The organism is Streptomyces sp. NPDC002640 (genome assembly GCF_053592575.1).
Genome location: NZ_JBSFVZ010000004.1, coordinates 312,345 through 336,138, shown reverse-complemented (window position 1 = coordinate 336,138; position 23,794 = coordinate 312,345). Strand labels below are relative to the sequence as shown.

The window sequence follows — 23,794 nt, the reverse complement described above, 5'->3', positions numbered from 1 at the left end:
GGGCTCGGCACACGACGCATGGGGGGCATTGGACCTATGGACCCGAACAGCCGTGGACCCGAGGAGCGCGGCCACGGAGGCGGCGGCCGTCAGCCGCGCCCCCGTCCGCCCCGGGACCCGCTCACGCCGGACTTCGGCCAGCACGCGCCGTCGGTGGCCCGCACCACCGAGGTGTTCACCGACGACCTGCTGCTGACCGTCAACCCCGTCGACGGCAGCGAGATCGAACTCTGCCCGCCCGAACGCACGCCCGAGCGGCCGGCGAAGCTCACCGTGGAGCAGCGCGCCGAGGCCGAGCGGGCCGCCGTCCGCGCCGCGGCCCTGCCGGCCGACGCGAGCGGATCCGGCCTGCCCGCACTGCCGCTGCTGGAGCGTCAGGAGGCGCGCGAGGAACTCGTCCGCCTGCTGGCCCGCGGCCGCTCCGTCCGCCTGGTCGGCCCGTCCGGCTCCGGCCGCAGCCGTCTGCTCGACGTCGTCGCCGAGGACTGCGCCGACCTCGCCCCCGACGGCGTGATCCGCCTCGGCGGCCTGGGCCGCAGCGCCGACGAACTCCTGGGCGACCTCTTCCACGCCGCCTACGGCGCCCAGCGCCGCCGCCCCTCCGAAGAGGAACTGCACCACCTCCTCGGCGAGATCGGCGCCGTGGTCGTCGTCGACGACATCACCTTCGGCGGGGCCGACCTCGCCCGGCTGCTCGAGGCCACCCCCGAGTGCGCGTTCCTGATATCCGCCACCCCGGACGTGCCGGAGCCCGCCGCCGAGGCGCTCACGGAGACGGTCGCCCTCGACGGCCTCACCCGCGCCGCCGGGCTCCAGCTCCTCGCCCACGCCGCCGGCCGCGACCTCACCGAGGAGGAGACGACCTGGGCGGGCGACCTCTGGTTCGAGTCCGAGGGCCTGCCGCTGCGGTTCGTCCAGGCCGGCGCGCTGCTGCGCCAGCGGGACCGGCTGCGCGCCGCCACCGACGCCGTGGACGAGGTCGGCGTCTTCGAGGACGCGGTGTCCGTCCCCGAGACCGGCCTGCCCTTCGACACCCGCGAGGATGCCGCCCCGCTGCCCTCGCTCGCCGAGGGCGCCGCGCCCGCGCCGCTGCTCGCCTCCCGGCTGTCCTCCTCCGCCCGTGACGCGCTGCGGTTCGCGGTCGCGCTCGGCGGTGAACTCCCGCACCCGGCGCACCTCCCCGCCCTGGTGGGCGACACCCACGCCGACGGCGCGCTGGGCGAACTCCTCGGCTGCGCCCTGGTGTCGTCCGCCGGCGGCCGTCACCGGCTGGCCGCCGGGGTGCTGGCCCAGCTGGAGGCGGCCGGCTACCAGGAGGGCGCCGAACTCCGCGTCCGTACCGCCGCCGAGCACTACGCCTGGTGGACCGGCCACCAGTCCGTCACCCCCGAGCGGGTGAGCGCCGAGGCCCCCGCGGTGCTGGCGGTGCTGGCCGCGCTGCCGCCCGCCGACGACGGGCTGGTGCTGCGGCTCGCCCGCAACGCCGCGCCCGCCCTCGCCGCCGGCCTTGCCTGGGCCGCGTGGGAACAGGTCCTGCGCAGCGGCTCGGAGGCCGCCCGGCTGCTCGGCGAGGTCGCCGAGCAGGGCTACTTCCACCACGAGCTGGGCGTGCTGGCGCTCTGTCAGGGACGCCACGAGCGGGCACGCACCGAGCTGGACACCGCGGTCGCGCTGCGGGCCACCGCGGGCGACAAGCGGGGACTGGTCGCCGGCCGCCGCGCGCTGGCCCTGGTCGCCGACCGCACGGGCGACCTGCCCGGCGTGGACGGCGCCGCCCCGGCGGACGGCGGCGCCACCGCGGCCGCGGGCGCGGCGTCACTCGCGGCCCTCGCCGCCTTCGAGGCGTTCGGCTCCGGCGACGGCGACCGGGACACGCGCCGCGACGTGCCCGCCGCCCTGGCGCAGCCGGGCGCGAGCGTCTTCCCCGGCGACACCCCGGTCACCCGGCGGCCCGGACCCGCGGCCGGCAAGGGCCGCGACGGCGGCGTGCTGGGCGGCGCCCGCAAGAACCTGGTCGCCGCCGGCGCGGGCGCGCTGCTGGTCGCCGTGCTGGGCACGGTGGTGACGCTGGGCGCGGCCGGCGGCGACAAGGACGTGCCCACCGAGGGCACCGGGCCCAACCCGTCGGCCAGCCAGGGCTACGGCGACGAACTCGGCGCCGACGAGGCCGCGGACGACGGCGACACCGGCAGGGCCACCAGCCGCCCGACCGACCCGGGCCCCGACGGGGTGCTCGGCACGCCCGACGACGTCGCGCCCCCGCCCGCCGACGACGACGCCCCCGCCACGGGCGGGGACGAGGACGAGGACGAGGAGACCACGTCCGGGGGCGGCGGCAGTACGTCCAAGCCGCCGACCTCCAAGCCTCCGGCCTCGAGCAAGCCGCCGACGGGCGGTTCGGGCAGCCCCAGCGGCGGTTCCGGGGGATCGGGCACGCCGGGCAGCCCGTCGGGCGGGACCGACGCGGGCACCACCGACGGGACGACCGGCGGCCCCACCGACGGCGGCACGACGGACGGCGGCGCCACCGACGGCGGCACGACCGACGGCGGGGCCGACAGCGGCGGTACCACCGAGGGCGGCGCGGACGGCGGCACCACGGACGGCGCCGACGGCGGTGCGAGCACCACGACCTCCGGCGGCCAGGGCTCCTCCCCGTCGCTGACGAGCGCCCCCGAACCCAGCGCCTCGCCGGCCCCCACCGTGGCCTGACGCGCCGCGCGGGCCGCTGGGGACCGCGACACCGGACCGCCCCCACGGCGACCTGGCCGTGGGGGCGGTGGCGTCCCGCGGGGCGGGGCGGAGGGTCAGAACAGGCGGAGCTTGTCGTCCTCGATGCCGCGCAGGGCGTCGTAGTCGAGGACCTGGCAGGCGATGCCGCGGTCCGTCGCCAGCACCCGGGCCTGCGGCTTGATCTCCTGCGCCGCGAACACGCCCCGCACCGGCGCGAGCAACGGGTCGCGGTTCAGCAGTTCCAGGTAGCGCGTCAGCTGCTCCACGCCGTCGATCTCGCCGCGCCGCTTGATCTCCACGGCCACCGTCCGACCCTCGCCGTCCCGGCAGAGGATGTCGACCGGGCCGATCGCCGTCATGTACTCGCGGCGGATCAGGGTGTAGCCCTCGCCCAGCGTCTCGATGCGGTCCGCGAGCAGCTCCTGCAGGTGTGCCTCCACGCCGTCCTTGATCAGGCCGGGGTCCACGCCGAGCTCGTGCGAGGAGTCGTGGAGGATCTCCTCCATCGTGATGATCAGCTTCTCGCCGGCCTTGTTGGTCACCGTCCAGACGCCGGAGTCCTCGCCCGTGCCCTCCTTGAGGGCGCACGGCGGCGACATCCAGTTCAGCGGCTTGTAGGCGCGGTCGTCCGCGTGGATCGAGACGCTTCCGTCCGCCTTGACCAGGATCAGGCGGGGAGCGGACGGCAGATGTGCGGTGAGGCGCCCCGCGTAGTCGACGGAGCAGCGGGCGATGACAAGACGCATGGTCCGCAACGCTACTCGACCCGCGGGACTCCACGCGATTCGCCCCTGAAGCCGGTTGTTCGGTTCTGGCTGATTGTGAGCGGAACCGAGCGATGCGAAATCGGTCAAGTACGCAGTCTCCTGGTGCGCGGGACCTTCGGATGCCTACCGTAGTGAACGGGCGGTCGTGGCACGGGTACGGAGCGTGTCCGTCGTCCGCGACGTCCCGTTCCCGTCCGGCAACCCCCTCGACGAGGGGGTGCGAGAGGAGTACTCATGTCGCTCGACGTCTCACCGGCCCTGCTCGAACAGGCCGAGCGAGGCGAGGTCGACGAAGCGGCTTTCGTCGACTGCGTCCGGACCTCCCTGCCCTACGCGTGGGAGATGATCAGCTCCCTGGTGGCCCAACTGAAGGTGGACGGCGGACCGTTCGCCGACAACCAGACGCCGCCGCCGGACGAGCAGGCACGGGGTCAGCTCCTGCGCGCGCTCGCCAGCGACGCGATCCGGGGCGCCCTGCAGCGCCACTTCGGTGTGCGCCTCGCGTTCCAGAACTGCCACCGCGTCGCGGTGTTCCCGCTGGAGGGGAGCGACGAGAGGCTGGCCCGCTTCACCTCGGTGCGCGGCCAGCTGCTCAACCAGTCGCCCGAACTGAGGGACTGCTGACCCGATGGGCCGGCATCCGGCGTCCCGGCGGGGGTGCACATCTTGCACATCCCCTCGCCGGGACGCCGGACCGCCTCCCGGCTCACACCAGGCGCGGCAGCACCTCGCCGCCGAGCCGGCGCAGGTTCTCCTCGGTGGCCGCGAGATCCCCCGACCCCTCGGTGAGCAGGGCGAACCGCCTGATCCCGGTCCGCTCCGCGGTGGCCGCGAGGCGGTCGGCGCACAGCCGGGGCGTGCCCACCGGGTGCAGACCGCAGAGCATCTCCGTGTACGCGTACGGATCGCGCATCGCGCGCGCCCGGCCGTCCACCGTGACGTGCGCGGCAAGGCCCTGATCCAGCCAACCCGGCATCGCCTTCAGCAGCGTCTCCCTGGCGTCTTCCGGCCGGTCGGCGATCTGGCAGACGCCCGCCGACACATGGGCCGCGGAACGCACCTCCTCCTCGGGGCGGCCCGCCGCCCGCGCGTGCTCCCGCCAGGAGCGCACCATGGCGGCCTTCTCCTCGTCCCCCACGTGCATGCCCAGCAGCATCGGCAGCCCCCGCGCCCCGGCCAGCCGGACGCTCGCCGGAGAGGTGCAGGCGACCACGACCTCGGGGCCCGGACCGCCCTCCAGCGCCTCCGACGGCCGCGGCACCACCGGCACCTCGCGGAAGCGGAAACGGCCGTCGTCCGACCCCACGGACGGCTCGCGCAGCCAGCGCAGCAGCAGGTCGAGGGAGCCGGGGAAACCGCTCTCGTACGCCTCCAGGCCCGCGCCGAAGACCTCCAGGTCCACCCACGGGCCGCCGCGGCCCACGCCCAGCGAGAAGCGCCCGCCGGAGGTGACGTGCAGCAGGGCGGCCTGCTCGCCGAGGGCGACCGGGTGGACGGTCGGCAGCACGCTCACCGCGGTGCCCACCCTCAGCCGCCGGGTGCGGCCCAGCAGCGTCGCGGCGAGCGTCACGGCCGACGGGCAGACCCCGTACGGCACGAAATGGTGTTCCGCCAGCCAGACCTGGGCGAGCCCCGCCTCCTCGGCGACCTCCGCGGACCGGACGGCACGGTGCAGCGCCTCCGCGTGACCCTGGCCCGGGAACTGGGCGGCGACGACAAAACTTCCGAGGTGCATGGGCACTTCCTGCTTTCCTGGCTCCCGAATCGGAGCTCCCCCACGCGGCATAACCGCCTGACACGTGCCGAAGTCACGGCCGGGACCAGGACTTTGCCGATTGTCTGCTGAATGGGAGACGGTGTGGACCCGAGGTGGAGGAGAAGTGTCGGAGTCCGGTCGGGGCGCGTGCCTCCCGGCGGCCCTGCCAGGAGGCCGGCGCGGGTCCGCGTAGGCTTGGTGCGACCCCCGCTCGTCCCCGCCCGCCCGTCCTCGTGAGGTGAACCGTGTCCCCGCGCCGTAACCGACCCAAGGGTCCCTCGGGAGGGAACGGGCGAGGCGGTTCGTACGCCCACCAGGGGGACGAGGAGGAGCGCGGCGGCCGGTACGGCGGCTGGCAGTCGTCGGAGAGCTGGCAGGGCGAGGACTGGAGCGTGCGGCACGTCGCCGGGGCGAGCGCCGCCGGGAAGACCTACCGCTGCCCGGGCTGCGACCAGCTGATCCCGTCCGGGGTGCCGCACGTGGTGGCCTGGCCGTCCCACGGCGGTGTGGACGAGCGCCGCCACTGGCACAAGGCCTGCTGGAACGCCAGGGACCGCCGGACCTCGCGGGTCCAGCGGTCCCGTAACGCGCCGCGGTTCTGAGAGACCTCGGGGCTCAGACGTCCCGGTTGGCCTGGATGGCGAAGGCGCCGGCGCAGGCCACGGCGGTGACCACGGCGAGCAGGCCGATCTGCGCTCCGCCGGTTCCGGTGGACCGGTCGCCCTCGAAGATCAGCGACAGCGCGTTGATGGCGTTGTAGTCGCTCATGAACTGGGCCACCTCGACCAGGCCCTCGTTGAAGAGCAGGAACGCCGGCATGATCGCCGGCAGCAGCAGCACGCCCAGCATGGTGGTGATGGCGCCCGCCGAGTGCCGCATCATCGACCCCACCGCCAGCGCCAGCACGCCCATCAGCGACACGTACAGCGCGCCCTTGAAGACCGTCGGCAGCCAGGCGGCGTTGGTCCGGGCGCCCACCGTGGTCTGGGCGTAGAGGCCGACGACGGCGATCGCCACGGCCGCGGTCGCGAAGGCCACCGCGAAGAACACCAGGATCTTCGCCGCCAGCACCCGGTGCCGCTGCGGGGAGGCGGTGAAGGTGGTGCGGATCATCCCCGTGCCGTACTCCGAGGAGACCACCAGCACGCCGAGCGTCACCAGGCACATCTGGCCCAGCAGCAGACCGAAGAACGCGGGCATGGTGTACGGCGTGTTGAGGTAGGTGTCCGGGCCGACCAGCCCGGCCATCATGCAGCCGATCACGACGACCAGCGCGAGGAAGACGCCCAGCGTCCACAGCGTGGACCGCACCGAGCGGATCTTGGTCCACTCCGAGGCGAGCGCGTGCCCGAGGTGCGTGCCGCGGATCGCGATGGGCGAGACGTAGGAGGGGGTCCGCGGAACCTGGTCCGGGATCTGCTGGGTGCTCATCGGGCGTCCTCGGTGAGGGTCGGGCGGTCGGCGGCGGGGACGGGCTGCGGGGGAGCGGACCGGGCGGGCCCCGGGTCCCAGCCGTCCGCCGGGCCGGGCAGCGGCTCGGGCCGCATGCCCACCTGCGGGTCGGCGCTGGAGCGGTAGTCGACCAGGCCCTGCGTCAGGCGCATGTACGCCTCCTCCAGCGAGGCGTGGTGCGGCGACAGCTCCCACAGCCGGACGTCCGCCTCGTGGGCGACGTCGCTGATCCGGGGGAGCGGCAGACCGGTCACCCGCAGCGCGCCGTCCTGCTCCGGCAGCACCCGCGCGCCCGCCCGGTTCAGCGCCGAGGTGAGCCTGTCGCGCTCCTCGGGCCCGGTGTCCGGCACCCGCACCCGGGCGAAGCCGGCCGAGTTGGCGGCGATGAACTCCCGCACGCTCATGTCGGCGAGCAGCCGGCCCCGGGCGATCACGATCAGGTGCTCGGCGGTCAGCGCCATCTCGCTCATCAGGTGCGAGGAGACGAACACCGTGCGGCCCTCGGCGGCCAGCGACTTCATCAGGTTCCGCACCCAGAGGATGCCCTCCGGGTCGAGGCCGTTGACCGGCTCGTCGAAGAGCAGCACCTGCGGGTCGCCGAGGAGCGCGGCGGCGATGCCCAGGCGCTGGCCCATGCCCAGCGAGAACCCCTTGGTGCGGCGCCCGGCCACCTCCGACAGGCCGACCAGCTCCAGCACGTCGTCCACCCGGTGGGCGGGGATGCCGGAGAGCTGGGCGATGCACAGCAGGTGCCGGTAGGCGTCCCGGCCGCCGTGCACCGCCTTGGCGTCGAGCAGAGCGCCGACGTGGCGGGGGGCGTTCGGGAGCTGCCGGTACGGACAGCCGTTGACCGTGACGTGCCCGGAGGTGGGGGTGTCCAGGCCCAGGATCATCCGCATGGTCGTCGACTTGCCGGAGCCGTTCGGCCCGAGGAAGCCGGTGACCACCCCTGGCCGCACCTGGAAGGACAGGTCGTCCACGGCGGTCTTGTCGCCGTAGCGCTTCGTCAGGCCAACTGCCTCGATCATGCTCCACCCATCGTTCGGCCCCGCGTCGTGGCGGACGGGGACGCCGTGTCCCCCATCAGGGTTAGGAGAACATCAGCGGGGCCCGTGGTTCCAGGGTGGCGGCAGGAAAAGTGTCAGGCGTCCCGTCGCCTCAGCAGCAGGTAGCCGCCGATCAGCACCACCAGGCACCACAGGGCCATGATCCCCAGGCCGCCCCAGGGCCCGTACGGCACGTCGTCGTCGAAGGTGACCACCTGCATCACCCGCGCGCCGGCCTGGTCGGGCAGGTACTGGCCGACCTTCTTGGTCGCCTCCACCGTGCCGAGGATGGGGGAGAGCAGGAAGAACAGCGGCATCAGCACGCCGAGCGAGAGCATCGGCGAGCGCAGCATCGCCGCCACGCCCATCGAGAAGACGGCGATCAGCGTCATGTAGAGCGCCCCGCCGACCACCGCGCGCAGCACGCCCTCGTCGCCGAGGGAGGCGCGGTGCGGGCCCAGCATCGCCTGGCCCAGGAAGAACGAGGCGAACGCGGTCACCAGCGCGACCACGAACGCGGGCGCCGTCGCCACGGCCAGCTTGGAGGCGTAGAACACCCCCCGCTGCGGCACCGCCGCCAGCGAGGTGCGGATCATGCCGGTGCTGTACTCGTTGGACACCACCAGCACACCGAAGACGATCATGGCGAGCTGGCCGAGGCTCATCCCGGCGAAGCTGACGAAGGTCGGGTCGAAGGTGAGGCGGTCCCGTGCCGGCATGCTCCCGAACTCGCGGCGGGTGAGCCAGGAGATCAGCACGCCGAGGGCGACCGTCACCACCAGGGCGACGGAGAGCGTCCAGACGGTGGACGCCACCGAGCGGACCTTGGTCCACTCGGAGCGGACGACCTGCGCGACGGCCATGCTCATCCCTTCTTCCAGCCGGCGCCCCAGGACGCCTCCTCGCCGATCGCCGGGCCGCTGTGCGCGTGGTACTCCACGGACTCCGCGGTCAGCCGCATGAACGCCTCCTCCAGCGAGGCCTGCTGCGGGCTCAGCTCGTGCAGCACCAGACCGTGCCGGGCGGCCAGCTCGCCGATCTGCGGCGCGCCCACCCCGTCCAGCTCCAGCACGTCACCCGTCTCCATCGCGGTGAGGCCCGCGCCGCGCAGCACGTCCATGAACCGCTCCCGGTCGGGGGTGCGGACGCGGACGTAGGAGCGGGAGTTGCGCCGGATGAACTCCGCCATCGGCAGGTCGGAGAGCAGCCGGCCCTGGCCGATCACGATCAGGTGCTCGGCGGTCAGGGCCATCTCGCTCATCAGGTGCGAGGAGACGAAGACCGTGCGGCCCTCGGCGGCCAGGCGCTGCATCAGGGTGCGGATCCAGTGGATGCCCTCGGGGTCGAGGCCGTTGACCGGCTCGTCGAACATCAGGATCCGCGGGTCGCCGAGGAGCGCGGCGGCGATGCCCAGGCGCTGCCCCATGCCCATGGAGAAGCCCTTGGCCTTCTTCCTCGCCACCGCGGTCAGGCCGACGGTGTCCAGGACCTCGTGCACCCGCCGCTCGGGCAGGCCGTTGCTCTGGGCCAGGCAGAGGAGATGGTGGTAGGCGCTGCGGCCGCCGTGGTTGGAGGTGGCGTCGAGCAGGGCCCCGATGGTCCGCAGCGGGTCGTGCATCTCCGCGTAGCGGCGGCCCTCGATGCGGACGTCGCCGGAGGTGGGATGGTCGAGGCCCAGGATCATCCGCATGGTGGTGGACTTGCCGGCGCCGTTGGGGCCGAGGAAGCCGGTGACGATGCCCGGCCGGACCTCGAAGGTCAGGTTGTTCACGGCGACCTTCTCGCCGTACCGCTTGGTCAGCCCCTCCAGCGAAATCATGGCCCCCACGGTAGGGGGGCCCGGCATCCGGTGCCACCGGAACGTGCCGTTCGTCCCGCCCTCCGGGCGTGGGGCGCCGGGCGGGAGAGGGAAAAGGGCCGGGGCCCGCGCCGCCGTGCGGCGGCGCGGGCCCCGGGGGGACGAGAGGTCAGCGGGTCTGCTGGGCGGGGACGGTACGGGCCGGCTCCTCCTCCGGGGAGCTCGCGGCGGCGACCGCCGCACCCGTGAGCGTCGCCAGCATCTCGCGGACGTTCGTCAGCTGCGCGTTGATCGAGTCGCGACGGTTCGTCAGCGCCGCCAGCTCGCGCTCCGACTCGGACCGGATCCGGTCGGCCTTCGCGTTGGCGTCGGCCACGATGTCCTCGGCCTGGCGCTGCGCGGTCTCGACCGTCTGACGGGCACGGCGCTCGGCGTCGGTGCGCAGCTTCTCCGCCTCCAGGCGCAGCTGCTCCGCCCGGTGCTCGATCTCCGCGAGCCGCTTCTCGGCCTTGGCCTGACGGGAGGCCAGGTCCCGCTCGGACTGCTCGCGGCGCTTGGCCAGGTTGGTCTCGAAGTCGGCGGCGGCCTGCGCGGCCTTGGCGCGGGTGTCCTCGAAGAGGGCGTCCGCCTCCTCCCGCTTGGCCTGGGCGTCGCGCTGCGCGTCGGAACGCATCTGCGCGGCCTCGGACTTGGCCTTCTCGACGATCCGGAGACCCTCGTCCTCCGCCTTCGCCTTGCGCTCCACCGAGTAGGACTCGGCGTCGTTGCGCACCTGCTGGGCGGCGGCCTCCGCGAGCTCCCGGTGCTGCTCGGCGGCGCGACGGGCCTCCTCGCGCAGGTCCTTCGCCTCCTCCTCGGCCAGACGGAGGATCTTCTCGACGCGGGCGCCGAGACCGGCGTAGGACGGCTCCGACTCGTCGGGCTGGGCCTGGACGTTCTGCGTCTCGAGGTGGAGCTCCTCGATGCGCTTCTCCAGCGCGGTGATGCGGGCGAGCGCGCTGTCACGGTCGGAGACGAGCTTCGAGATCCGTTCGTCCACCTGAGCGCGGTCGTACCCACGCCGGACCAGTTCGAAGCCGTAGGGGGAAGTGTCGCTCATGGGGTTCCTGTCGAATGAGACCGGTGAGGTGATAGAGGGAATCCTAGGCCGCCGGGCGGCGTGTCATCGAGCGGAAAGCCCGATTCATCGGGAGAATGCCGCCCCTTTTGCGGGGAAACCGCCGGTTCTGGTGCGGGTACAACGGTGGGACCGTCCCAAGGACACCGAAATTCACCCTCCGGTCAGTTGTCGGACGACTTGCCACCCGATCGGGTGCTCCCGGCCGAGACTCCCGCCTTGACACCGGCGTCCTTGGCCGGTCCGGGCGCCTCGAAGGACTCCAGGGCCTCCAGCACGTCCTGGACCCGGGAGATCTCGGCGTTGATGTCCTCGCGGCGGCGCACCAGGACCTCCAGCTCCCGCTTGCCCTCCTCGACCGTGCGCTCGGCCTCGGCGACGGCCTCCGCCTTGATCTTCTCCGCCTCGGCGACCAGCGAGGCCTTCTTCTGCTCGGCCTCCTTGAGCAGCACCTCAGCCTTCTTCACCGCGGCGATGCGCACCTTGCCGGCCTCCGAACCCGCGTCCGCCAGGACCTCCTTGGCCTTGGCCTCCGCCGTGGCGAGCTGCTCCTCGGCCGCCTTGATCAGCGCGTCGCAGCGCTCGCCGGTGGACTTCATGGTCTCGGCGGCCTCACGGCGGGCCCGCTCGTGCAGCTCCTCCACCTCGGCCGTGATCCGGTCCCGCAGCTCCTCGGCGCGCTCCCGGATCGCCGTCGCGTCCCGGCGGGCGCCGACCAGCAGCTCGTCGGCGTCCCTGCGGGCCTTCTCCACGCGGGAGTTGCCCTCGACGGTCGCCTCGGCGACCAGCCGCTCGGCCTCCTGGCGGGCCGCGCCCACCATGGTGTCGGCCTGCGCCTCGGCGTCCGCGGTGGCCTGCAGGGCCTGCTGCCGCGCCTCGGCGAGCAGCTTGTCGGCCTCCGCGGCGGTCTCCGAGATCAGCGTGTCGACCTGCTCGGCCGCCTCCGAACGCCGCTTGTTGGCGTCCTGGCGGGCCTCGTCCAGGGTGCGCTCGGCCTCCTCGCGGGCCGCCGCGGTGAGCCGGTCGGCGTCCGCCTCGGCCTCCTCGCGCAGCCGGCGGGCCTCCTCACGGGTGCGCTCCGCGTGCTCCTGCGCCGAGGCCACCGTGCGGGACGCCTCGGCGCGCAGCCGCTCGCTCTCCGCCGCCGTCTCCTCGGTCAGCCGCTCGGCCTCGACGCGGGCCTCGCCGATCAGTGTGTCCGCCTGCGTGGCGGCCTCGCCCCGGATCCGGTTGGCGTCCTCGCGGGCCTCGGCACGGGCGCGTGACGCCGCCTCCTCGGCCTCCTCGGTCTTCGCGGCGGCCTCCTCGCGGGCCCGGCGGGCCGCGTCCTCCGCCTCCGTGCGCAGCCGCTCCGCCTCGGTCGCCGCCTCGGCGACCGTCCGCTCGGCCAGCGACCGGGCGGCGTCCGACTCCTCGCGGGCGGCGCCCAGGATCCGGCCCGCGTCCTCGGCGGCCCGCTCGCGCTCCGCGTAGGCGTCGGAGCGGACCCGGTCCGCCTCCTCCTCGGCCTCCTTGCGGGCACGGTCGGCCGCCACCTCGGCGGCGGTGCGCAGCCCCTGGATCTCCTCCTGGGCCTGCTCGTGCAGACCGGCCACCGACTCGCGCACCTGCTGCGCGTGCTGCTCGGCCGCCGACACCATCTCGCTCGCCCGGCGTTCGGCGTCCTCGACCAGGCGCAGCGCCTCGGCCTGCGCCTCCTCGACCCGCTTGCGCGCCGAGGCCAGCAGCTCCTCGCTCTGCTCGCGGGCCCGCTCGCGCTCCTGGTTCGCCTCCTCGCGGGCGGCGCCCAGCAGTTCCTCGGCCTCGCGGCGGCGGCGGGCGGCCTCCTCCTGCGCGGCGGCCAGCGTCTCGGCGGCCTCGGCGGAGATCCGTTCGGCGGCCGACCTGGCCTCCGCGCGGACCCGGTCCGCGGTCTCCTGGGCATCGGTCTTGAGCCGCTCCGCCTCGGCGGCGGCCTCCGACCGCAGCCGGACGGCGACCGACTCGCCCTCGGCGCGGGAGGCCGCGGCGTCGGAGGCGGCCTCGGTGCGCAGCCGCTCGGCCTCCTCCTCGGCCTGGGCGCGCAGCGCGGCGATCCGCTCGGCGGCCTCGGCGCGCAGCCGCTCGGTCTCGTCGGCGGTCTCCCGGCGCAGCCGCTCCGCCTCGGCGCGCGCCTCGGTCAGCGCCTCCTCGGCGGCCGTGTGCCGCTCCTCGGTCTCGGTGCGCAGCCGGGCGAGCTCCTCGGCGGCCTCGGCCTTGCGCGCCTCGACGGCGGACTCGGCCTCCTCGCGCACGGTGCGCGCGGCCTCCTCGGCCTCGGCGCGCACCTCCTCGGCGCGCTCGGCGGCCTCCGCCTTCAGCCGCTCGGCCTCGGCACGGGCACGCTCCAGTGCCTCGTCGGCCTGGCGGCGCAGCGTGGTGGCACGGGTGAGGGCCTCGGTGCGGACCTTCTCGCTGTCCGCGGTGGCGGTCTGCCGGAGCTCGTCGGCGTCCGCCTTGGCCTTGGCCAGCAGCTCCTCGGCCGTCCTGGCGGCCTCCTCGATCTGCTGGACGGCCTCCTTGCGGGCCTCCTGCCGGATCCGCTCGCCCTCGGCGACGGCGTCCGAGCGCAGCTGCTCGGCCTCGCCGCGCAGCCGGCGCGCCTCCTCCTGCAGCTCGACCGTGCGGGCCCGGTACTCCTCGGTGTCGTCCTTGGCGCTGCCCTTGAGCTGCTCGGCGATCTCGTGCGCCTCGGCGCGCAGCCGGTCGGCCTCCGCCTCGGCCTCGGAGCGGATCCGCTCGGCCTCCTCGGCGGCGGCCCGGGTGGTCTTCCCGGCGTCCTCGGAGGCCTTGGTGAGGACCTCCTCGGCGGTGCGGGCGGCCTGCGCGAGCTGGGTGGCGCTCTCCTCGGCGGTGACCGCGCGGGCCTTCTCGGCGGCCTCGGCGACGATCTTCTCGGCCTCGGCGCGGGCGGCGGCGACGATCTGCTCCGCCTCGGCCTTGGTGGTCTCGGCCTCCTCGGTGGCCTCACCCACCAGCCGGGCGACCTGCTCCTTGGCCGTGCGGATGCGCTGCTCCTGCGCGGCCTCGGCGCCGGAGATCGCCTTGGCGGCGGCCTCCTTGGCCTCGGCGACGACCTTGTCGGCCTCGGCGCGGGCGGTGCGCAGGGCCTCCTCGGCCTCCGCCATCCGCTGCTCGGCGGCGCGGCTGAGCTCGGTGGCCTGGCGGCGGGCGGCGTCGGACTCGGTGACGGTGGTGGTGCGCAGCCGCTCGGCGTGCTCGGTGGCCTCCTGGGCCTGCGCGGAGGCGGCGTTCAGCAGGCGCTCGGCGTCGGCGCGGGCGCGGCGCAGGATCTGGTCGGCCTCGGTGCGGGCGGCCTCCGCCTCGCCGGACAGCCGCTGGCGGGCCTCGGCGACCAGGCGTTCGGCCTCGGCGCGGGCGGCGGCCATGGCCTGCTCGGCCTCGGCGCGGGACTCCTCCAGCAGCCGGCGGGCCTGCTGCTCGGTGCGGGAGCGGAGCTGCTCGGCCCAGGCGACGTTCTCGTTGACGTGCGACTCGACGGTGGCGCGGCGCTCGGCGAGCTCCTGGTCGAGCTGCTGGCGGCGGGTGACGGCCTCGGAGTGCAGCTCGGCCTGGAGGCGGGCGGCCTGCTCGGCGTGCTCCTGGAGGATCCGCTGGGTCTGGGCGCGGACCTGGCTGAGCTCCCGCTCGGCGTCCTGGCGGAGCTGGTCGGCCTGCATCTGGGCGTTCCGCAGGAGCTGTTCGGCGTGGTAGCCGATGTCACCGCCCTCGAAAGGGGGCCGGAACATGAGGGTCCGGCGCGCCTCGTGGAGCTTCGCGCGCAGCACCTCGACCTGGTAGCCGAGGTCCTCGGCGTGCTGGATCGCCTTCTCCCGCTCGGTCTTCAGCCGCTTCATCTCGGCCTCGAACCGAGTCAGGTGGTCGACGTCATCCGCCGGTTCCCGCTCCTGGCTTTCGTAGCCCCGCACAGCGCGGTCCCATCCGTCCCCTGGTCGCAAGCGTGTCACCGAGCTCCGTCCATCGGTCGGACGGGGCCCCCGGGGAATGGTGTCGGACTCGCTGGGCAAGGGCTGCTGCCTGCCCGCGCGCCCCCCGATACCCGGACCCCGGCCCGCGGTCGTCCCTCCGAGAAGAGACGACCGCCCCCACCCTACCGGCCCCTTTCGGGGGAGGTCAGTGGTCCGTGGACTCGGAAGGGACGGAAGTGACCAGTTCTGTCAGGACTCCGTGGCAGTCCTTGGGGTGGAGGAAGGTGATCCTGGAGCCCATCGAGCCCCGCCGCGGCTCGTCGTAGAGGACGCGGACGCCCTTCTCCCTGATGTCGGCGGCGTCCGCGTCGACGTCGGCGGTGCCGAAGGCGATGTGGTGGACGCCCTCACCGTTCTTGGCGAGCCACTTGGCGACGGCGGAGTCCTCGCGGGTGGGCTCGAGGAGCTGGAGGTAGGAAGCGCCGCCGTCCGACGTATCGTTGATCTTGAGCATGGCCTCGCGGACCCCCTGTTCCTCGTTGATCTCGGAATGGAAGACCTCGAAGCCGTACGTGGCCCGGTAGAACTCCACGGTCCGATCCAGGTCGAAGCAGGCGATTCCGATGTGGTCGATTCGCGTCAGCATGCGGTCCAGTGCAGCGCGCACGGAGCGGTTACGCAACGTGCGCGCGATCACACCGACGGCCCGATGACGCCCCGACTACCGCTCAGTACATTCGGAGAAACCCTCGTCATTTCCACGGCTGGAAGGCCGGAAGGGACGCCATTCCATGTCCGGAACGAATAGCACGGTGATCGTCGCGGGCGCGCGCACGCCCATGGGGCGACTGCTGGGCTCGCTGAAGAACTTCACCGGTGCCGACCTCGGCGGCATCGCGATCAAGGCCGCCCTCGACCGTGCGGGGATCGCGGGCGACCAGGTGCAGTACGTGATCATGGGGCAGGTGCTTCAGGCCGGTGCGGGCCAGATCCCTGCGCGCCAGGCCGCCGTCAAGGCGGGCATTCCGATGAACGTGCCGGCGCTGACGATCAACAAGGTCTGCCTCTCTGGCCTCGACGCCATCGCGCTGGCCGACCAGCTGATCCGGGCCGGCGAGTTCGACATCGTCGTGGCCGGCGGCCAGGAGTCGATGACCAACGCGCCGCACCTGCTCCCGAAGTCCCGCGAGGGCTTCAAGTACGGCGCCGTGCAGATGCTCGACGCCATGGCGCACGACGGCCTCACCGACGCCTTCGAGGACATCGCCATGGGCGAGTCCACGGAGAAGCACAACACGCGCCTGGGCATCGGCCGCGCCGAGCAGGACGAGATCGCCGCCCTCTCGCACCAGCGGGCCGCCGCCGCGCAGAAGAACGGCGTCTTCGAGGCCGAGATCACCCCCGTGGAGATCCCGCAGCGCAAGGGCGAGCCGGTCGTCTTCGGCAAGGACGAGGGCATCCGCCCGGAGACCACCGCGGAGTCGCTGGGCAAGCTGCGCCCGGCGTTCTCCAAGGAGGGCACCATCACGGCGGGCTCCTCCTCGCAGATCTCCGACGGCGCCGCCGCCGTCGTGGTGATGAGCCGGGCCAAGGCCGAGGAGCTGGGCCTGGAGTGGATCGCCGAGATCGGCGCCCACGGCAACGTCGCCGGCCCGGACAACTCGCTGCAGTCGCAGCCGTCCAACGCCATCGCGCACGCCCTGAAGAAGGAGGGGCTGGAGGTCGCCGACCTCGACCTGATCGAGATCAACGAGGCCTTCGCGGCGGTCGCCGTGCAGTCAATGAAGGACCTCGGCGTTTCCTCGGAAAAGGTGAACGTCAACGGCGGCGCCATCGCGCTGGGCCACCCGATCGGCATGTCCGGCGCGCGGCTGGTGCTGCACCTGGCGCTGGAGCTCAAGCGGCGCGGCGGCGGTGTCGGCGCGGCCGCGCTGTGCGGCGGCGGCGGCCAGGGCGACGCGCTGATCCTGCGCGTGCCGAAGGCCTGACCGAGGGCCTGACCGCAGGCCCGACCGAAGGCATCGCGCCTTCAATCCCGTTGGTCCCTCTCGCAAGCTGAACGGAGCTGTTGGATGCAGGACGTCGCCTCGCTGGTCGCCCAGGCACGGGAGGGCCGGCCGCGGGCCGTGGCCCGGCTGATCTCCCTGGTGGAGGGGGCGTCGCCGCAGCTGCGGGAGGTGATGGCCGCGCTGGCGCCGCTCACCGGCGGCGCCTACGTGGTCGGCCTGACGGGATCGCCGGGGGTGGGCAAGTCGACGTCCACCTCGGCGCTGGTGACCGCGTACCGGAAGCAGGGGAAGCGGGTCGGCGTGCTCGCCGTCGACCCGTCCTCCCCGTTCTCCGGCGGCGCGCTGCTCGGTGACCGGGTGCGGATGTCGGAGCACGCCTCCGACCCCGGCGTGTACATCCGGTCGATGGCCACCCGCGGGCACCTGGGCGGCCTGGCCTGGGCCGCGCCGCAGGCGATCCGGGTCCTCGACGCGGCCGGCTGCGACGTCGTCCTGGTCGAGACGGTGGGCGTCGGGCAGTCCGAGGTGGAGATCGCCTCGCAGGCCGACACGTCCATGGTGCTGCTGGCGCCGGGCATGGGCGACGGCATCCAGGCGGCCAAGGCCGGAATCCTGGAGATCGGCGACGTCTACGTGGTCAACAAGGCCGACCGGGACGGCGCCGACGCCACGGCGCGGGAGCTGAACCACATGCTGGGGCTCGGCGAGTCCCGGCAGCCCGGGGACTGGCGGCCGCCGATCGTGAAGACGGTCGCCGCGCGCGGGGAGGGCGTCGACGAGGTCGTCGAGGCGCTGGAGAAGCACCGGGCGTGGATGGAGGAGCACGGGGTGCTGGCCGCGCGGCGGCGGGCCCGGGCCGAGCGGGAGGTCGAGACGATCGCCGTCACGGCGCTGCGGGAGCGGATCGGGGACCTGCGCGGGGACCGGCGGCTGGGCGCCCTGGCGGAGCGGATCGTCGCCGGGACGCTCGACCCCTACCGGGCCGCCGACGAACTCGTCGCGGGCCTCACCGCCACGGCCTGACACCTGCCGCGGGCTCCCGCCTCCGGCGCACCACGCCCCGTCCGACCGGACCGGTCCCACGGACAGGTCCTACGGGCGGGCGCGGTGGGTGCGGAGGTGGGCGGCGATGGGGGTGAGGGCCGCGGAGAGGGCGTCCAGGGCCTCGGGCGGGAGCAGGCCGAGGAAGTGGCGGCGTACGGAGGCCACGTGGTGCGGGGCGACCTTGCGCATCGTCTCCAGGCCCTGGTCGGTCAGGACCGCGAACAGCCCCCGCCGGTCCGACTCGCAGTTCTCCCGCCGTACCAGCCCCGCGTTCTCCATCCGCGTGATCTGGTGCGACAGCCTGCTCTTGGACTGCAGCGTCGCCGCCGCGAGGTCGCTCATCCGCAGCCGCCGCCCCTCCGCCTCGGAGAGGTTCACCAGGATCTCGTAGTCGTTCATGGTGAGGCCGAAGGGCTGCAGGTCACGCTCCAGTTGGTACGTCAGCAGCCGGTTGACCTCGAGATGCGTGCGCCAGGCGTGCTGCTCCTCGGCGGTGAGCCACCGCGGGTCCGTCTCGCTCTCCATGGCCACGAGTTTACCCAATGGTTGAAATCTGGACTACTGGGTGGTGTGAGCGAGGGGGAAGCGAGGTGGTCTCACAGCCCGAACCGCCGCTGGAGGTCACCGAGCTGCCCCGGCATGCGCGGCATCCCCGAGCCCGCCGGGCCGTGCCCTCCGGACCCCTGGTGCCCGGATCCCCCGCCCGGTACACCCGGCTCGTGCGGCACCGCCCCCGTGGCCTGGTCCGGCATCAGCGTCTCGCTGGACTGCAGCAGCACCGTGCCGGCGCCGACGAACTCGAACTGGTGCTCCTCGCCGCTGGACCCGCCGATCCCGGTGAGCGCCCGCAGCCCGCCCATCACCCCCCGGACGTACCCGTGGTCGTAGTGGTGGCAGGGGGAGGGGCAGTCGGCCCAGCCGACCAGGGCCTGCGGGTCCACGCGGAGCGGAGGCTCCATGAAGACGACCGGGCCGTTGGAGGCGGCGACGAACTTCCCCGTGCCGAGCAGGGTCAGGAACCCCGGCACGATCGACTGCTTCAGCGCCAGGCTCGGCTGGTAGGCGAGGAGGTTGCCGGCCCGGATGGTGAGGTTGCCGTCCTCGAGGTCGAAGGAGTTCACGTCGAACGCGCGGTCGGCCAGCAGCATCTTGCCGGAGCCCTGCGCCACCACCCAGTCGGCCGCGTGCAGCGGCGAGTGGAAGCTGGTGCGCACCAGGCGCTCCAGCGCCCCGTGGCCGATGCCGTCGAACTCGATCTGCCCGTAGTAGGCGATCATCTTGCCCTTCTGCAGGAACCACTGGGAGCCCTTGAGCTCCACGCAGAAGGTGTACGGGTTGACGTTGTCGTCCGCCGGGAGCGTGGCGGGGTCGAAGACCGGGACGGTCACAGCTTCTCCTCCGAGGCCTGGACGTACACCGTGCCGCTGCCGCTGAGCTCCAGCTGGAAGGCCTCGCCGGAGCCGCGGCCGACCATGTCCCGCCAGCCCAGCGCGGTGGACAGCCTGTTCCGCAGGTCGCCGCGGTGCGCCACGTAGGCCTGCGGGTCGACGTGGACCGGGCGCTGCGGGGTGACCTGGAGCTCGAAGACGCCGCCGTGGGCCAGCACCGCGGCCCCGCCCTGCCCCTGGAGGGTGGTGGTGAACAGTCCCTGGCCCGTGACCTGGCCGCGGACCATGCCCATGACGCCGCCCTGGGCGCCCATGAACATCGTGCCCTGGCGGAGCGTGCCGTCGAAGGCCAGCAGCCGGTCGGCCTCGACGTGCAGGGTCTCGCCGGTGAGCTGTACGACGTGGACGTGGTGGCCGCCGTGGCCGAAGTACACCGTGCCGTCGCCCTCGACCGTCATCAGGGGCGTCGCCTCGTCGGCGACCCGGCGGCCGATCATGGACATCAGGCCGCCCTGCCCGCCCTGCAGGTTCGGCGTGAAGGTGACCTCGCCCCGGTACGCCAGCATGGCGCCGCGCTGGCTGAACATCGTCTGGCCGGGCCGGACCGTCGCCTCGACCATCTTGGAGTTGACCTCGCGGAACGGCATCAGACGTCCCCCGCGACCGTGTTGCGCTCGCTCGGCTGCACGTACACCAGGCCGTCCCCCTCGAACCGCATCTGGAAGGCCTCGCCGCCGCCCTCGCCGAGGAAGGTGCGGAAGGTCACCCCCGACTGGAGCGTCTGCCGCAGGTTCCCCTGGTGGGCGACGTACGCGCCCGGGTCCACGGAGAGCGGGTACTGCGCGGAGACCCGCAGCACCACCGCCGGCCCGTCGGAGAGCAGGGCCGCCCGGCCGTGGCCCTCCAGGGTGGTGGTGAACAGCCCGTTGCCCTGGGAGGCGCCGCGCAGGCCGGTGAAGGTGGTGCCGCTGCGCAGTCCGGCGTCGGCGGCCAGGAGGTTGCTGGACTCCACGTACAGCGTCTCGCCCCGGAGGTCGACCAGGTTGATCTCGGACGCCCGGTCCGCGAACCAGCAGGTCCCCCGCCCCTTCACCTCCATCAGCGTCATCTGCTCGCCGGTGAGCCGGCGGGTCACCATGCCGCGCAGGCCCTCGCCCCCGCCGCTGAGCTTCTTGAAGGCCATCTCCCCGTCGTAGGCGACCATCGACCCGTTCTTCGCGCGCACGGAGTCCCCGGTCATCTCGACGGCGAGCACCTTGCTCCCCTGAAGTCGGAACATCGCCACCTGGTGACCGTAACCGCAGGCGGGGCCCCGTGGACAGGCTCCGAGGAGGTACATGGCCCTGAAATGCCCCTTAGGGGACGAACGGGGAACCTGACGGGCCCCCCGGCCGTTGAGCCGTCCGGGGGTGCCACAATGGGCCGAGCCCGCTTGTGCGCACATTCACAAGCCGTGACGACCCTCCGACCGAAGGTGACCCGTGGACCTCAAGACCGCTGCCGCCCTCCGCCGCCTCCGCCTGGTGTCGGCGCCCGAGGCGGTGTCCTTCCTCCTGCTGCTGGTGGCCTCCGTCCTCAAGCGCACCACCGAGTTCAACGCGGTGCCGGCGCTGGGTGCGATCCACGGGTTCCTCTGGGTGCTCTTCGTGCTCTTCTGGGCCGACGCCTGGTACCGCGCCCGGTGGTCCTTCAAGGTCGGCGCCCTCTACTTCCTCTGCGGCGTGGTGCCGTTCGGCGGCTTCTACGCCGAGCGCAGGCTGCGCCGTGAGTCCGAGGACGCGGTCGTCGCGGCCCGCGCCCGCAAGGAGATCCGCCCGGAAGGGGCCAAGGCATGATCGTCGCCTTCTCCGTGACACCGCTGGGCGTGGGCGAGGACGTCGGCGAGTACGTTGCCGACGCCGTCCGCGTGGTCCGCGAGTCCGGCCTGCCGAACCGCACCGACGCCATGTTCACCTCCCTCGAGGGCGAGTGGGACGAGGTCATGGACGTGATCAAGCGCGCCGTGGCCGCCGTGGAGGCGCGCGCCCCGCGGGTGTCCCTGGTGCTCAAGGCGGACATCCGCCCCGGTGTGCGCGACGGTCTGACCTCCAAGGTCGAGACGGTGGAGCGGCACCTCGCCGCGGACTGATCAGCCTCCGGACCGACGGCGAAGGCCGGCGAACCCCGGCGACGCCTGACGAGACCCGACGAAGCCCCGGCCGGAGCGGCCGGGGCTTCGTCATGTCCGCGGTCGGAGGAAACCTCCGCGTCCACCGTATTGAGCGACTGCTCAAACAGGTGTACGTTGCGGTCCTGGGTGGTTGAGCGATCGCTCAACCAGGGGTGGGGACGGGGGAGTTCGCCATGGGCATCTACGTGGAGGCCAAGGTCCGCGGGGACCTCGACGAGCTGTGGCGGCGCACCCAGGACCCGGCCTGCCACCAGCGCTGGGACCTGCGCTTCACCGAGATCGAACCGCTGCCCGCCCCCACCGGGGGACCGGCGCGCTTCCGCTACGCCACCCGGGTGCTGCCCGGACTCACCGTGGCCGGCACCGGCGTCCACGCGGGGGAGAAGGAGCGCGGCGACGGCACCCGCACCTCCGCCCTCCGCTTCGACTGCCCGCACCCGCTCTCCCCGCTCGCCGGCGGCAGCGGCTACTGGCGCTACGTCCCCGACGGGGACGGCATCCGCTTCCTCACCGGCTACGACTACCGGGCCCGCTGGGGGCGCCCGGGCGCCCTCCTCGACCGGCTGACGCTGCGCCCGCTGATGGGATGGGCCACCGCCTGGTCCTTCGACCGGCTCCGGCTCTGGCTGGAGCACGGGATCACCCCGGAGCGGGCCCTGCGGAACTGGATCGCCGAGATGGTGGTGCGCACGCTGGTGATCGCCGCCTCCTGCGTGGTGCTGCTGGCCGGTCCGCCGCGCCTGGGCGCCGTCGTCGGCCCGCTCGGCCCCGAGGCCGCCTTCACGCTCCCCCTGCTGGCCGCGCTCGCCATCACGCTCGCCCTGATCAAGACGCCCCTGTCCGGCACGCCCGCCGCCCGCCGCTGCCTGCGCACCCCGCCGCTGCGCAGCCGCGCGCCCCAGTCCGCCGCGCTCGTCCTGGAGGGCCCCGCGTCATGAGCCGAGGATCGATCTTCCGCCGGGTGATGGGCGCCGAGTTCGGCCGGCTCCACCCCGAGCTGCGCCGCCGCTTCTCGGTCGGGCTGGAGAGCGGCGAGGCGTGCACGGGCACGGGCGTGATGGACCGCGTCTGGCACGGGCGCCGCGTCGTCCGGCCGTTCCTGGCCCTCGGCGCCACCCGCAACATCCTGGTCCCGCGGCAGGGGCGCGACGTGCCGTTCGTGATCGAGAACGTGCCGTACGCCGACACCTTCGGCCGGGAGACGGTCAGCTTCGTGCGCACTTTCCACCTGCCCGACGGGCCGCGCCGGTTCGACGCGCAGATGGTGACCGCGCCGGAGGGGGACCGGATCCTGGACTACCTCGGCACCCATCAGCACCTGGCCAGCGACCTGCACCTCACCGCGGGCGACGGCGGGGAGCTGATCATCCGCTCCGGCGAGCACCGGTTCCGCGAGGGCCCGCTGGACGTGCGGGTGCCCGCGGTGATCGGCGGGGACGCGGAGGTGCGGGAGTCGTTCGACGAGGACACCGGGCGCTTCCTGATCCGGGTCCGGGTGGTCAACCGGTACGTCGGGCCGCTCTTCGGCTACGAGGGCTCCTTCACCGCCGAGTACACCGACGCGAGCCGGTGCGGAGTGCGGCCCGGCCTGCGGCCCGTGCGCGAGGAGGCCCGCGCGTGAGCCCCGCCGGCCGGGCCGGGCCGCCCGCGCCCGACACCCGTACCCGGTTGCTGGAGGGGACCCTGCGCACCCTCGCCGAGCAGGGGATCGCCAAGGTCTCCGCCCGCACCGTGGCCGCCGCGGCGGGGGTCAACCAGGCGCTCGTCTTCTACCACTTCGGGTCGATGGACGAGCTCCTCGCCGCCGCCTGCCGCCACGGAGCCGAGGAGCGGGTCGCCCGGTACCGCGAGCGCCTGGCCGAGGTGACCTCCTTCTCCGGGCTGCTGGCCATCGGACGGGAGATCCACGAGGCCGAGCGCGCGGCCGGCCACGTGGCGCTGATCGGACAGATGCTGGCCGGCGCCCAGACCCACGCGCGCCTGGGACCGGCCACCGCCGCCGGTCTGGACCTGTGGATCACCGAGATCGAGCAGGTGCTCCGCCGCGTCCTTGAGGCCACCCCGTTCGGCGCGTTCACCGACCCCGAGGGGCTGGCCCGGGCGATCGCCGCGTCCTTCGTCGGCCTGGAGCTCTACGAGGGCGCCGACCGTGAGGGCGCGGCCCGCGCCCTGGACGCCCTCCAGGGGCTGGCCGACCTGGCGGCCGCGGTCGACGGGCTCGGCCCGGTCGCCCAGCGCGCGGTCCGCGCCCACCTCCGCCGTGCCGTCGCTCGCCCGGTGAGGTCATCCCGCTCGGCCGAATGAGCGGATTCCGGCCACGGTTCGACCGACACGCCGACGCGTCGGGAACCTCGCCGGAACACCACGGTTTCCGGGCCGTCGCCGACCTTCCGTGCCCCCGGAACCCCTTCCCGCGGCCCACCACGCCCGGACGCGCCCAAGTCGACAGCTCCCGGAATATCCACTTTTGTGTGGATAGCATCTTGTCCGGTCCTGATCGCCGATCTTCGATCTCCGAACCCCGATCTTCGATCTTCGATCTCCGAAGGCGCGGATTCGATCATTGG

The 23,794-nt window shown here is 73.7% G+C and carries 23 protein-coding genes; 10 read left to right on the top strand and 13 right to left on the bottom strand.

Annotated features, from left to right (window positions below):
• Window positions 1-36: 36 nt before the first annotated feature.
• Entirely contained in the window at window positions 37-2,712 is a 2,676-nt protein-coding gene (locus ACWD3O_RS08090; protein ID WP_451415202.1) for an ATP-binding protein, read from the top strand.
• A 95-nt stretch (window positions 2,713-2,807) separates the two neighbouring features.
• On the opposite strand, the gene nucS is transcribed toward ACWD3O_RS08090, so the two are convergent.
• Window positions 2,808-3,479 (bottom strand): endonuclease NucS, encoded by a 672-nt coding sequence (gene nucS, locus ACWD3O_RS08085; RefSeq protein WP_451410436.1) that lies wholly within the window; start codon window positions 3,477-3,479, stop codon window positions 2,808-2,810.
• 255 nt (window positions 3,480-3,734) lie between these two features.
• On the opposite strand from nucS, the gene ACWD3O_RS08080 reads away from it, so the two are divergent.
• On the top strand, window positions 3,735-4,124 hold the full coding sequence (locus ACWD3O_RS08080; protein WP_451410437.1) for an SCO5389 family protein: 390 nt from the start codon (window positions 3,735-3,737) through the stop codon (window positions 4,122-4,124).
• Between the two features lie 82 nt (window positions 4,125-4,206).
• Here the strand turns inward: ACWD3O_RS08080 and ACWD3O_RS08075 are convergent, their stop codons facing one another.
• Window positions 4,207-5,235 (bottom strand): LLM class flavin-dependent oxidoreductase, encoded by a 1,029-nt coding sequence (locus tag ACWD3O_RS08075; protein ID WP_451410487.1) that lies wholly within the window; start codon window positions 5,233-5,235, stop codon window positions 4,207-4,209.
• Window positions 5,236-5,501: 266 nt separating this feature from the next.
• Between ACWD3O_RS08075 and ACWD3O_RS08070 the strand changes: the two genes are divergently transcribed.
• Window positions 5,502-5,858 carry an ATP/GTP-binding protein gene (locus ACWD3O_RS08070; RefSeq protein ID WP_451410438.1) on the top strand — a complete coding sequence of 119 codons (357 nt, stop codon included), beginning with the start codon at window positions 5,502-5,504 and terminating at the stop codon, window positions 5,856-5,858.
• Window positions 5,859-5,871: 13 nt separating this feature from the next.
• Here the strand turns inward: ACWD3O_RS08070 and ACWD3O_RS08065 are convergent, their stop codons facing one another.
• From ACWD3O_RS08065 to mce, 7 genes are all read right to left on the bottom strand, one after another.
• Window positions 5,872-6,687, bottom strand: coding sequence for an ABC transporter permease (locus ACWD3O_RS08065; RefSeq protein WP_451415201.1), 816 nt, complete (start codon window positions 6,685-6,687; stop codon window positions 5,872-5,874).
• Window positions 6,684-7,736 (bottom strand): ABC transporter ATP-binding protein, encoded by a 1,053-nt coding sequence (locus ACWD3O_RS08060; RefSeq protein ID WP_451415200.1) that lies wholly within the window; start codon window positions 7,734-7,736, stop codon window positions 6,684-6,686. The genes ACWD3O_RS08065 and ACWD3O_RS08060 overlap by 4 nt, the downstream gene beginning before the upstream one ends.
• A 113-nt stretch (window positions 7,737-7,849) precedes the next feature.
• Complete coding sequence (locus tag ACWD3O_RS08055) at window positions 7,850-8,617, bottom strand: ABC transporter permease (protein ID WP_451410441.1); 768 nt, start codon at window positions 8,615-8,617, stop codon at window positions 7,850-7,852.
• A gap of 2 nt (window positions 8,618-8,619) precedes the next feature.
• A complete protein-coding gene (locus tag ACWD3O_RS08050; protein ID WP_451410442.1) occupies window positions 8,620-9,573 on the bottom strand; it encodes an ATP-binding cassette domain-containing protein in 954 nt (317 codons plus the stop codon).
• Between the two features lie 148 nt (window positions 9,574-9,721).
• The gene (locus tag ACWD3O_RS08045) at window positions 9,722-10,651 is read right to left on the bottom strand and encodes a cellulose-binding protein (protein WP_451410443.1); all 930 of its coding nucleotides are present in this window, start codon (window positions 10,649-10,651) and stop codon (window positions 9,722-9,724) included.
• Between the two features lie 182 nt (window positions 10,652-10,833).
• Entirely contained in the window at window positions 10,834-14,616 is a 3,783-nt protein-coding gene (gene scy / locus ACWD3O_RS08040) for a polarized growth protein Scy (protein ID WP_451415199.1), read from the bottom strand.
• Window positions 14,617-14,821: 205 nt separating this feature from the next.
• Window positions 14,822-15,262, bottom strand: a complete 441-nt coding sequence (gene mce, locus ACWD3O_RS08035; protein ID WP_451410445.1) for a methylmalonyl-CoA epimerase — start codon at window positions 15,260-15,262, stop codon at window positions 14,822-14,824.
• Window positions 15,263-15,407: 145 nt separating this feature from the next.
• Here mce and ACWD3O_RS08030 point away from each other — a divergent pair, with 145 nt between their 5' ends.
• Window positions 15,408-16,604, top strand: coding sequence for an acetyl-CoA C-acetyltransferase (locus ACWD3O_RS08030; RefSeq protein WP_451410446.1), 1,197 nt, complete (start codon window positions 15,408-15,410; stop codon window positions 16,602-16,604).
• An 84-nt stretch (window positions 16,605-16,688) separates the two neighbouring features.
• Window positions 16,689-17,648: a methylmalonyl Co-A mutase-associated GTPase MeaB gene (gene meaB / locus ACWD3O_RS08025; protein ID WP_451410447.1), complete on the top strand. Its 960-nt coding sequence runs from the start codon at window positions 16,689-16,691 to the stop codon at window positions 17,646-17,648.
• Between the two features lie 69 nt (window positions 17,649-17,717).
• Here meaB and ACWD3O_RS08020 read toward each other — a convergent pair whose 3' ends face one another.
• The 4 genes from ACWD3O_RS08020 to ACWD3O_RS08005 all read right to left on the bottom strand — a co-directional run bounded on the left by ACWD3O_RS08020 (window position 17,718) and on the right by ACWD3O_RS08005 (window position 20,336).
• The gene (locus ACWD3O_RS08020; RefSeq protein WP_451410448.1) at window positions 17,718-18,194 is read right to left on the bottom strand and encodes a MarR family winged helix-turn-helix transcriptional regulator; all 477 of its coding nucleotides are present in this window, start codon (window positions 18,192-18,194) and stop codon (window positions 17,718-17,720) included.
• A gap of 71 nt (window positions 18,195-18,265) precedes the next feature.
• The gene (locus tag ACWD3O_RS08015) at window positions 18,266-19,057 is read right to left on the bottom strand and encodes an AIM24 family protein (protein WP_451415198.1); all 792 of its coding nucleotides are present in this window, start codon (window positions 19,055-19,057) and stop codon (window positions 18,266-18,268) included.
• On the bottom strand, window positions 19,054-19,704 hold the full coding sequence (locus tag ACWD3O_RS08010) for an AIM24 family protein (protein WP_451415197.1): 651 nt from the start codon (window positions 19,702-19,704) through the stop codon (window positions 19,054-19,056). Before ACWD3O_RS08010 ends, ACWD3O_RS08015 begins: the two co-directional genes overlap by 4 nt.
• Window positions 19,704-20,336 carry an AIM24 family protein gene (locus ACWD3O_RS08005; RefSeq protein WP_451410488.1) on the bottom strand — a complete coding sequence of 211 codons (633 nt, stop codon included), beginning with the start codon at window positions 20,334-20,336 and terminating at the stop codon, window positions 19,704-19,706. Before ACWD3O_RS08005 ends, ACWD3O_RS08010 begins: the two co-directional genes overlap by 1 nt.
• A gap of 202 nt (window positions 20,337-20,538) precedes the next feature.
• Between ACWD3O_RS08005 and ACWD3O_RS08000 the strand changes: the two genes are divergently transcribed.
• The 5 genes from ACWD3O_RS08000 to ACWD3O_RS07980 all read left to right on the top strand — a co-directional run bounded on the left by ACWD3O_RS08000 (window position 20,539) and on the right by ACWD3O_RS07980 (window position 23,531).
• A complete protein-coding gene (locus tag ACWD3O_RS08000; RefSeq protein ID WP_451410451.1) occupies window positions 20,539-20,892 on the top strand; it encodes a DUF3817 domain-containing protein in 354 nt (117 codons plus the stop codon).
• Window positions 20,889-21,185: an MTH1187 family thiamine-binding protein gene (locus ACWD3O_RS07995; protein ID WP_361141230.1), complete on the top strand. Its 297-nt coding sequence runs from the start codon at window positions 20,889-20,891 to the stop codon at window positions 21,183-21,185. Before ACWD3O_RS08000 ends, ACWD3O_RS07995 begins: the two co-directional genes overlap by 4 nt.
• Before the next feature lie 215 nt (window positions 21,186-21,400).
• Window positions 21,401-22,165: a hypothetical protein gene (locus ACWD3O_RS07990; protein WP_451410452.1), complete on the top strand. Its 765-nt coding sequence runs from the start codon at window positions 21,401-21,403 to the stop codon at window positions 22,163-22,165.
• The gene (locus ACWD3O_RS07985; protein ID WP_451410453.1) at window positions 22,162-22,848 is read left to right on the top strand and encodes a DUF4166 domain-containing protein; all 687 of its coding nucleotides are present in this window, start codon (window positions 22,162-22,164) and stop codon (window positions 22,846-22,848) included. Before ACWD3O_RS07990 ends, ACWD3O_RS07985 begins: the two co-directional genes overlap by 4 nt.
• Entirely contained in the window at window positions 22,845-23,531 is a 687-nt protein-coding gene (locus ACWD3O_RS07980) for a TetR/AcrR family transcriptional regulator (RefSeq protein ID WP_451415196.1), read from the top strand. The genes ACWD3O_RS07985 and ACWD3O_RS07980 overlap by 4 nt, the downstream gene beginning before the upstream one ends.
• The last annotated feature ends 263 nt before the right edge of the window (window positions 23,532-23,794 follow it).

Coding starts and splice junctions, on each gene's coding strand:
- ACWD3O_RS08005 (WP_451410488.1), bottom strand. CDS start 20,336: ATGTTCCGACTTCAGGGGAGCAAGGTGCTCGCCGTCGAGATGACCGGG.
- ACWD3O_RS08010 (WP_451415197.1), bottom strand. CDS start 19,704: ATGCCGTTCCGCGAGGTCAACTCCAAGATGGTCGAGGCGACGGTCCGG.
- nucS (WP_451410436.1), bottom strand. CDS start 3,479: ATGCGTCTTGTCATCGCCCGCTGCTCCGTCGACTACGCGGGGCGCCTC.
- ACWD3O_RS08050 (WP_451410442.1), bottom strand. CDS start 9,573: ATGATTTCGCTGGAGGGGCTGACCAAGCGGTACGGCGAGAAGGTCGCC.
- ACWD3O_RS08065 (WP_451415201.1), bottom strand. CDS start 6,687: ATGAGCACCCAGCAGATCCCGGACCAGGTTCCGCGGACCCCCTCCTAC.
- ACWD3O_RS08075 (WP_451410487.1), bottom strand. CDS start 5,235: ATGCACCTCGGAAGTTTTGTCGTCGCCGCCCAGTTCCCGGGCCAGGGT.
- ACWD3O_RS08030 (WP_451410446.1), top strand. CDS start 15,408: ATGTCCGGAACGAATAGCACGGTGATCGTCGCGGGCGCGCGCACGCCC.
- ACWD3O_RS08090 (WP_451415202.1), top strand. CDS start 37: ATGGACCCGAACAGCCGTGGACCCGAGGAGCGCGGCCACGGAGGCGGC.
- ACWD3O_RS08020 (WP_451410448.1), bottom strand. CDS start 18,194: ATGGAGAGCGAGACGGACCCGCGGTGGCTCACCGCCGAGGAGCAGCAC.
- mce (WP_451410445.1), bottom strand. CDS start 15,262: ATGCTGACGCGAATCGACCACATCGGAATCGCCTGCTTCGACCTGGAT.
- ACWD3O_RS08055 (WP_451410441.1), bottom strand. CDS start 8,617: ATGGCCGTCGCGCAGGTCGTCCGCTCCGAGTGGACCAAGGTCCGCTCG.
- ACWD3O_RS08060 (WP_451415200.1), bottom strand. CDS start 7,736: ATGATCGAGGCAGTTGGCCTGACGAAGCGCTACGGCGACAAGACCGCC.
- ACWD3O_RS07995 (WP_361141230.1), top strand. CDS start 20,889: ATGATCGTCGCCTTCTCCGTGACACCGCTGGGCGTGGGCGAGGACGTC.
- meaB (WP_451410447.1), top strand. CDS start 16,689: ATGCAGGACGTCGCCTCGCTGGTCGCCCAGGCACGGGAGGGCCGGCCG.
- ACWD3O_RS07990 (WP_451410452.1), top strand. CDS start 21,401: ATGGGCATCTACGTGGAGGCCAAGGTCCGCGGGGACCTCGACGAGCTG.
- ACWD3O_RS08080 (WP_451410437.1), top strand. CDS start 3,735: ATGTCGCTCGACGTCTCACCGGCCCTGCTCGAACAGGCCGAGCGAGGC.
- ACWD3O_RS08045 (WP_451410443.1), bottom strand. CDS start 10,651: ATGAGCGACACTTCCCCCTACGGCTTCGAACTGGTCCGGCGTGGGTAC.
- ACWD3O_RS07985 (WP_451410453.1), top strand. CDS start 22,162: ATGAGCCGAGGATCGATCTTCCGCCGGGTGATGGGCGCCGAGTTCGGC.